The sequence below is a fragment of the Massilia phosphatilytica genome (assembly GCF_977014125.1).
Window position 1 is genome coordinate 1 of the sequence record NZ_CDRNIL010000102.1, and the last position, 7,635, is coordinate 7,635.

Below are 7,635 nucleotides of genomic sequence, written 5' to 3' on the forward strand. Positions count from 1 at the left end.
CAGCCCGGCGCCCGCCGTCATCAGGACGGTGAACGTGGCCACTTCGCGCGAGCGGGGAATGTCGCCGTCTTCGCGCGCCTGCCTCAGCCGCTTCTCTGACGCTGGTTCGGTCCGTTCTGCGTCGCTGTCTTCTGCCATTCCTGCTCCGGTTTCCGCCGTCCTGACGACAGCTACGTTGTTCAGGCTGGCATTATTCCAGATGTTGCCGCGCGGCTAGAAGAGAAGAAGGCGGTGAAAGCGACTGCATATCGAGCGACAGGCCGCTTTTATCACCGGATCGATAGGCGAACACACAACAAGAATCAGAAAAAGTGATAGAAATGTCTTCAACGTTCTGTCAAAATTGCAAATTGCTTATGTCGAAAAAAGATCACATTTTGGCTGAGCTGGCATCCAAGTCGGCATTTGATGAATCAAAGCAATGTTTACTTGCTATATAATTAGTTAGCGACATTGCGCTGTGCAGGCGCCCCTTTAATTGAACAAAAGGATTACAAGATGAAAAAATTCCTCGTCACGACCGCTATTCTGAGCCTGATGTCGGCCCAGGTATTCGCCCAGGCTACCAGCGCCCAGACTGGCACCACCACGACGACGACCAGCGGTACTGGTGCAGGTGGGGCTGGTGCAGGTAGTGCTGGTGCCGGCACCGGTGCTGCTGGTACTGGTGTTGGTGCTGGTACTGGTGCTGCTGCTGCTGCTGGTGCTGCTGGTGTTGGTGCTGGTGTTGGCGTGGCCGGTTTGTCGGTCGGTACCCTGGTCGCAATCGGCGCTGGTGTCGCTGCTGTCGCCGTTGCTTCGTCGGACAATGGTTCGACCACGAACCACTCGACCACGACCCACCACTGATCGCAACCGGGACGCCTTCGCGTTCCGTTGCACGCAGTTGCAAGAAAACGGCCGCATCGTCTGCGGCCATTTTCTTTGTTAATGCATCGACGCGATCAGTCGAACACCTCGGCCTGTGCGAGCAGCTTGCCGGCCTGGTCCTTGCCCGCGAGCTGCGGCGGCGCATCGATGGGCCACTCGACGCCGATGGCCGGATCATTCCATAGCAGGCTGCGCTCATGCTCCGGATACCAGTAGTCCGTCGTCTTGTAGAGGAACTCGGCCGATTCGCTCAGCACCACGAAACCATGTGCGAAGCCGGGCGGCACCCACATCTGCTGGCAATTTTCCGCGCTCAACTCAACCCCCACCCACCGCCCGAAGGTCGGCGACGACTTGCGCAAGTCGACCGCCACGTCGAACACCCTGCCCTGCACAACCCGCACCAGCTTGCCCTGGGCATGCTGGATCTGATAATGCAATCCGCGCAGAACGCCCTTGGCGGACTTGCTGTGATTGTCCTGCACAAACTGCGCATCGACACCGGTGGCTTGCGCGAAATCGCGCGCATTGAAGCTTTCGTAAAAGAAGCCGCGGGCGTCGCCGAAGACTTTCGGTGCCAGCACCAGCACATCGGAAATGGCGGTCGGGGTAACGGTAAAAGGCATAGCACTCGGATTATTTCAACAGGTTTAAAAGGTAGCTGCCGTAGCCGTTCTTGGCCAGCGGCGCCGCGAGTTTCTGCAGGTCGGCCGCATCGATCCAGCCTTGGCGATACGCGATTTCTTCCGGGCACGCGACCTGCAACCCTTGGCGTTTTTGTAGCGTGGCGATGAAGCTCGCCGCCTCAAGCAGGCTGTCGTGCGTGCCGGTGTCGAGCCAGGCGAAGCCGCGGCCCATGATCTCGACGTTCAGCTTGCCGCGTTCGAGATAGCAGCGGTTGACGTCCGTGATCTCCAGTTCGCCGCGCGCCGACGGCTTGATGTCGGCCGCTACGTCGCAGACGTCGTTGTCGTAGAAGTACAGCCCGGTTACCGCGTACGACGATTTGGGTGCTGTCGGCTTTTCCTCGATGCTCAGTGCGCGTTGATTCGCGTCGAACTCGACGACGCCGTAGCGCTCCGGATCCTGCACGTGGTAGGCGAAGACGGTGGCGCTGTCCGTGCGCTCGTTGGCGCTGTGCAGTTGCCGGACCAGGTCATGGCCGTAGAAGATATTGTCGCCGAGAACGAGCGCGCTCGGATCGTTGCCGACGAAATCCTTGCCGATGATGAAGGCCTGGGCCAGGCCATCCGGCGAGGGCTGCACGGCATACTGGAAGTTCATGCCCCAGCGGCCGCCGTCGCCGAGCAATTCGGCGAAGCGCGGCGTGTCCTGCGGCGTGCTGATGATGAGCACGTCGCGGATACCGCTCAGCATCAGCGTGCTGAGCGGATAGTAGATCATCGGCTTGTCGTACACCGGCATCAGCTGCTTGCTGACGGCCTGGGTGACAGGGTACAGCCGGGTTCCCGAGCCACCGGCGAGGATGATGCCTTTGCGATTGTTGGCCATGGCTGTCCCTTAGAAAATTTGCTGGAGCACGTGGCGCACGCCATCCTGCCAGGGCGGCAGGACAAGGCCGAACGTCGTGCGAAAACGGGCCGTGTCGAGCCGCGAATTGAGGGGTCGTTTGGCGGGCGTCGGATACTGCTCGGTGGCCAGCGGCGCGACCGCATCGACGGTCGCCTTCAGGGCCCTGCCGGCCGCCAGCGCTTCGCCGATCACGAATTGCGCATAGCCGTGCCACTTCGTCTCGCCGCCGGCCGCCACGTGGTACGTACCGTAGGGGAAGCCGGTGCCGCCCGCGCGCGCGTGCTCGCGCACGAGGTGGGCGGTGACGTCGGCCAGCAGCGCGGCCGGGGTCGGTGCGCCGAACTGGTCAGCGACAACCGTTAAACGCTCGCGCTCGCCGGCCAGGCGCAGCATCGTCTTGGCAAAATTGCCGCCGTGCGCGCCCACGACCCAGCTCGTGCGCAGGACCAGGTGACGCGGGTTGGCGGCCGCCACGCCCTGCTCGCCTTCGAGCTTGGTACGGCCGTAGACGCTCTGCGGCGCCGGCGCGTCGCTTTCCGTGTAGGCGCCTCGTTTCGTGCCGTCGAATACGTAGTCGGTCGAATAATGGATCACGAGCGCGCCCAGCTTCGCGCCTTCTTCGCCCAGGATTGCGGGTGCGACGGCGTTGACGGCGCGAGCCGTCGCTTCGTCGGACTCGGCCTTGTCGACGGCCGTGTAGGCCGCCGGGTTGACGATCACGTCCGGCGCGACGCGGCGCACGAGTTCGCGCAGCGCGTCAGCATCGGCCAGGTCGCAGTCCTGCGAGTCGACGGCGACGACTTCGCCGAGCGGCGCCAGCGCGCTGCAGTCGAAACCGAGCTGGCCGTTCTTGCCCGTGAGAAGAATTTTCATTCAGGCTCCGTATTGTTGGCCGACCCAGGCGCGGTAGCTGCCGCTCGTCACGTGCTCGACCCACTCCTGGTTGTCGAGGTACCACTGCACCGTCTTGCGGATGCCCGTCTCGAAGGTCTCGGCGGGCTTCCAGCCCAGCTCGCGCTCGAGTTTCGTCGCGTCGATCGCATAGCGGCGGTCGTGGCCGGGGCGATCCGTCACGAACGTGATCTGGGTCGCGTACGACTGGCCGTCCGCACGCGGGCTCAGCTCGTCGAGGATCGAACACAGCGTGCGCACGACGTCGAGGTTCGCCTTCTCGTTCCAGCCGCCGACGTTGTAGACCTCGCCCAACTGGCCCGCCTCGAGCACGCGGCGGATGGCCGAGCAATGGTCCTTCACGTACAGCCAGTCGCGGATCTGCTGGCCGTCGCCATAGATCGGCAGCGGCTTGCCGGCCAGCGCATTGTGGATGCACAGCGGGATCAGCTTTTCCGGGAAGTGATACGGGCCATAATTGTTGGAGCAATTGGTGGTCAGCACCGGCAGGCCGTACGTGTGGTGGTAGGCGCGCACGAGGTGGTCGCTGGCCGCCTTGCTGGCGGAATACGGGCTGTTCGGCTCGTAGCGGTTCGTTTCGCTGAAAGCGGGATCATCCTTGCCGAGGGAGCCGTAGACTTCGTCCGTGGATACATGCAGGAACCGGAACGCGGCCTTGCGGTCATCCGGCAGCGCACCCCAGTATTCGCGCACGGCTTCGAGCAGGTGGAAGGTGCCGACGATGTTCGTTTCGATGAATTCGCCCGGCCCGTGGATGCTGCGGTCCACATGGCTCTCGGCCGCGAAGTTCACGACGGCGCGCGGGCTGGTGTTCCTGCAGCAGGCGACGCACGAGGTCGACATCGCCGATATCGCCGTGCACGAAGACGTGCCGCGGATTGTCGCACAGGCTCGCCAGGTTCTCGAGGTTGCCGGCATAGGTCAGCTTGTCGAGGTTGATGACGGGCTCGTCGTTCAGGGCGCACCAGTCCAGCACGAAGTTACTGCCGATGAAGCCCGCACTGCCTGTCGTCAAAATCATGTATACATTCTCCGTTTGTCGGGTCGTGCACGGACCAGCCGGACCGTGCCGCACAATTCCCGATATCAATTATTAATAAGTTCCGAACCAGGCCACGCCGACAGATTTTTCGCCTGGTGTCAGGGCAAAATTCGAACGCGTATCCGTGCGCTGCGCCTGCCACAGCCAGCCGCCGACCGCCATGCCGAGCACGCCGCCGGCGACGACGTCCGACACCCAATGCTGGCGGCCAGCGGTTCGGCCCAGCGAGCCGGCGGCAGCCAGTCCGTACAGCCAAGGCGCATCGTATTCCTGGGCGAACGGCGTTACCGCCGCGAACGCCACCGTGGCGTGATTGGACGGGAACGATGCGCTCGACCGGTCCGTTGCCTTGCCCCACTGGCCCTTTTCCTCGTATGGCCGTGCGCGTCCGGCGAGATACGTCTCCGCCCCGATCGACAGCGCCGCGGCGCTGGCGACCGATTCCAGCGAGATGATACCAATGTTTTGCATGCGCGCATCGCCGAATGCGACCGCGCTCGCGGCCGCGCCAGCCAGCACGACGGGCGTTGCCTTGCCAACATTGTCCCAAGCGCGTGCGACGCTCGATCCCTGGTGCTTCTTCATGAAGCGGTCGACTGGCTTGTCCAGCAAGGCGCCGGCGAGGATCGCGCCGCCGCCGATGATCACGCCGTTACCCCATTGCGGCAAGGTCGGCGTCGTCTTGACGGACTGCTCAACCCGCATGCGGAACAAGGGCCAAGGATTCGGCATCGCGTCGACGGGCGGATTCACGGCGGGCAGGTTTTGCTCGTCGCGCCGCTCGGCGAAATTGCCGAGGCCGTCGAACGTGTTCAGGTCGCGGCGCGGGCTGCTCGACGAGGTCATACAGGTCGCCCGGGGTGGCCACCATCTGGCCGACGTCGCGGGTCCATGGTGCCAAGGCGACGCCGGCCGTGGCCTGCGAGTCAATCGGCAGCATGATATTGAGCGGTACCGACAGGAAGATGCCCTTATCGTTGTATGGATTGCTCGGCGTGCCAGGACTGGTGATATCGTGACCGTTGGTTTTGGTGTACCAGGCACCGACCTCGACCCCGGATGGAAATCGACGCTTGAACTCTACGCGGATGCCATCATCCTTGGCCAGGAAACGTCCGGCTCGCGCGGTGACCGTCACGTCGTAGGGCAGCTTGTAATGCAAAGACGCAAAACCGGTCACGGTGTTGTAGTCGCGTTTATCGAACCAGCCCTTGACGCCGCGTTGCTGCAAGGCGTCGGCGGTCAGGTCGGCGGCCCAGCGGCTGTCCTTCGGCAGGTACAGCACCTGGCCGCCGAGGCCACGGAACATCTCTTCATACAAACCGCCGGACACCCGTGCGTAGACACGCTCGGCCGGCATCAGGTATTGGTTGACCAGCAAACGGTTCAGCTTGAAGCGGCCCCCCCGCTTGTAATCGGCGATATCCGAGCGCACGTGCGGCAGCCGGCTATTGGACGGCTGCGTAACGCCGGACACGTTCTCCAGCGCCGTAAACTTCAGATCACTGTCCAGGTACAACCCCTGACCCAGGCGCCGGCTGTAGTTTGCCGCTGCCCAGACCTCATAGCGCAGCGCTCCGCTCGGATCGTTGAAAAACAACGACACCTTGGGCGCGACCTTGAATCGGTTCGCCTCGCGGTCCTCGGACGCCAACTGCACCGTGCTGCCGTCGCGTCCGACCTGGACCTGCAAACCGTCTTCCTTGTCCTTCACGCCGGCCAGCATGCCATTCCGGTCTTCTCCGACCTGATCCGCAGGCTGGGCGTAACGCACGACAACGGTTTGCAGGAACGTCTCACGGTCGACCAGGCCGGTGAGATAGTCGGTCAGGTGTTGCAGGTCGAGGAACTGTAGGCGACAACCGGCTGTTCCGCTTTCGTGTACGTAATCTGGATGGCGCCCGTGTCACGTGGCGCGAACGCCAGCGTGGTGCGCGGCACGGCCGACCGCCCGGCCCAGCTGGCGATACGGTTATTGGTCAGCGACAGCTTGAGCGTCCTGTCGATCGTCACGCGGACGTTCTTGAAATCCTGCTTGATGCAGGGCTTGCACCAGGGCTGCCGCGACTGGCCTGCTGCTGCCATTCCTCGAGCGTGACGCGCGGCGGCGCCTGCTTGGGATCGAAGGGCGCCGGTTCGTACAGTTTCGGAATGAACTCGCGCTCGGAGAACGGAACCGAAACGTAAGCGTTTGCGCTGAAATGATCGCGCTCGCGCGACGACCTGCGCCCCAAGCCAGCCCCAGCGATATTCGACGCCGACCGCCGGCCTCTTCACTGCGCACGATGGCGCCGGTCTCGTTTGCGCGGTAGTCTCTTTTGTAATTGATGGCATCGTACTCGGCGACAAATGCCCAATTCGGCATCTGTGGCGATCCCCAACGAATCCCGCCAAACATGCCGTCTGGCCGCTTCGTTCCGCGGCCAACACTCACTTCCAGATTTTTCATCGCACCGAAGGTTTTGGTGGCGACGATGTAATGTCCTTTGAAGAGTTGGGTTCCCAACAAGTCGGTGGCGCCGACGGCCACGGCGGGCAAGAACGCGCTTTCAGGCACCACCAATAGCTTGGCATCAAAAACTTTATCCTCTACCCCGTTCGATAATTCTTGCCGTAATCACCGCCGATATCCGAAAAACCGCGCACGCCTGTGATGCCGACATAACGACCGGTGAATTGGAAGAACGGTAACACGGTGGCGGACAGCCAGAAACTGCTGTAAGGCCGATCGTAACTGTAGCCGGAGCTAATCGTGCCGTCCGCCTCAACGACCGCACTGGGCATGTTGATATACCCGGACTGCCCCTGCAGACTGGGCGCGGCGCCCATGACGTTTGCAGCGCTCAGAAGCAGAAAACTGTAACTGGCGAACTTAAGGTTGGGTTTTAAAGTAAACAAAGTAAGGAATCACTTACGGGACAGCATTAATTTGCGGTCAACAATAGCCCTGGCCCCACAGCAAAAGCTGAGGAGCCGGATCAATCGGTCGAATGAAGATTACAGCTGACAGCAGGCGGTGCGCGCATCTGCGCCAGCGAGCCGATCTTCCGGTTTAAGTTGCGCCAGCGCAACCATTAAAGTATTTTATGCAATCCATGCTACATGAATCGCATTTCTTATTTACCATAACAACGAGAACAGCCCGACCGGGAGAAACGTCCCGGGTATGCCACCTGCTTTCAAAAACAGCAACAGTGAGGGGAATATGATAACAGGCACTGGATCATCCAACTAACTCCTCCGTTTTAACCTTAGCAATACGATGGTTGAGTTAACAT

10 protein-coding genes and 1 pseudogene are annotated in these 7,635 nt (G+C 61.8%); 1 reads left to right on the top strand and 10 read right to left on the bottom strand.

Annotated elements, in window-relative coordinates; genetic code table 11:
* A partial coding sequence (locus tag ACWNCF_RS03495; protein ID WP_449406039.1) for an EscU/YscU/HrcU family type III secretion system export apparatus switch protein occupies positions 1–138 on the bottom strand: 138 nt, incomplete at its 3' end.
* Between the two features lie 472 nt (positions 139–610).
* On the opposite strand from ACWNCF_RS03495, the gene ACWNCF_RS03500 reads away from it, so the two are divergent.
* Positions 611–931 (top strand): hypothetical protein, encoded by a 321-nt coding sequence (locus tag ACWNCF_RS03500; RefSeq protein WP_449406031.1) that lies wholly within the window; start codon positions 611–613, stop codon positions 929–931.
* Between the two features lie 13 nt (positions 932–944).
* Here the strand turns inward: ACWNCF_RS03500 and rfbC are convergent, their stop codons facing one another.
* The 9 genes and pseudogenes from rfbC to ACWNCF_RS03545 form a co-directional block, all read right to left on the bottom strand.
* Positions 945–1,496 (bottom strand): dTDP-4-dehydrorhamnose 3,5-epimerase, encoded by a 552-nt coding sequence (rfbC, locus tag ACWNCF_RS03505; protein WP_449406032.1) that lies wholly within the window; start codon positions 1,494–1,496, stop codon positions 945–947.
* A 10-nt stretch (positions 1,497–1,506) separates the two neighbouring features.
* Positions 1,507–2,382, bottom strand: coding sequence for a glucose-1-phosphate thymidylyltransferase RfbA (gene rfbA / locus ACWNCF_RS03510; protein WP_449406033.1), 876 nt, complete (start codon positions 2,380–2,382; stop codon positions 1,507–1,509).
* 9 nt (positions 2,383–2,391) lie between these two features.
* On the bottom strand, positions 2,392–3,276 hold the full coding sequence (rfbD, locus tag ACWNCF_RS03515; RefSeq protein ID WP_449406034.1) for a dTDP-4-dehydrorhamnose reductase: 885 nt from the start codon (positions 3,274–3,276) through the stop codon (positions 2,392–2,394).
* Positions 3,277–4,336: pseudogene (gene rfbB / locus ACWNCF_RS03520) on the bottom strand (dTDP-glucose 4,6-dehydratase).
* Positions 4,337–4,408: 72 nt separating this feature from the next.
* Entirely contained in the window at positions 4,409–5,089 is a 681-nt protein-coding gene (locus ACWNCF_RS03525) for a phosphatase PAP2 family protein (protein ID WP_449406035.1), read from the bottom strand.
* Entirely contained in the window at positions 5,052–6,131 is a 1,080-nt protein-coding gene (locus tag ACWNCF_RS03530) for a YjbH domain-containing protein (RefSeq protein WP_449406036.1), read from the bottom strand. Before ACWNCF_RS03530 ends, ACWNCF_RS03525 begins: the two co-directional genes overlap by 38 nt.
* 53 nt (positions 6,132–6,184) lie before the next feature.
* Complete coding sequence (locus ACWNCF_RS03535) at positions 6,185–6,370, bottom strand: hypothetical protein (protein ID WP_449406037.1); 186 nt, start codon at positions 6,368–6,370, stop codon at positions 6,185–6,187.
* The gene (locus ACWNCF_RS03540) at positions 6,330–6,917 is read right to left on the bottom strand and encodes a YjbH domain-containing protein (protein ID WP_449406040.1); all 588 of its coding nucleotides are present in this window, start codon (positions 6,915–6,917) and stop codon (positions 6,330–6,332) included. The genes ACWNCF_RS03535 and ACWNCF_RS03540 overlap by 41 nt, the downstream gene beginning before the upstream one ends.
* A 29-nt stretch (positions 6,918–6,946) precedes the next feature.
* A complete protein-coding gene (locus ACWNCF_RS03545; protein WP_449406038.1) occupies positions 6,947–7,186 on the bottom strand; it encodes a YjbH domain-containing protein in 240 nt (79 codons plus the stop codon).
* Positions 7,187–7,635: the final 449 nt, after the last annotated feature.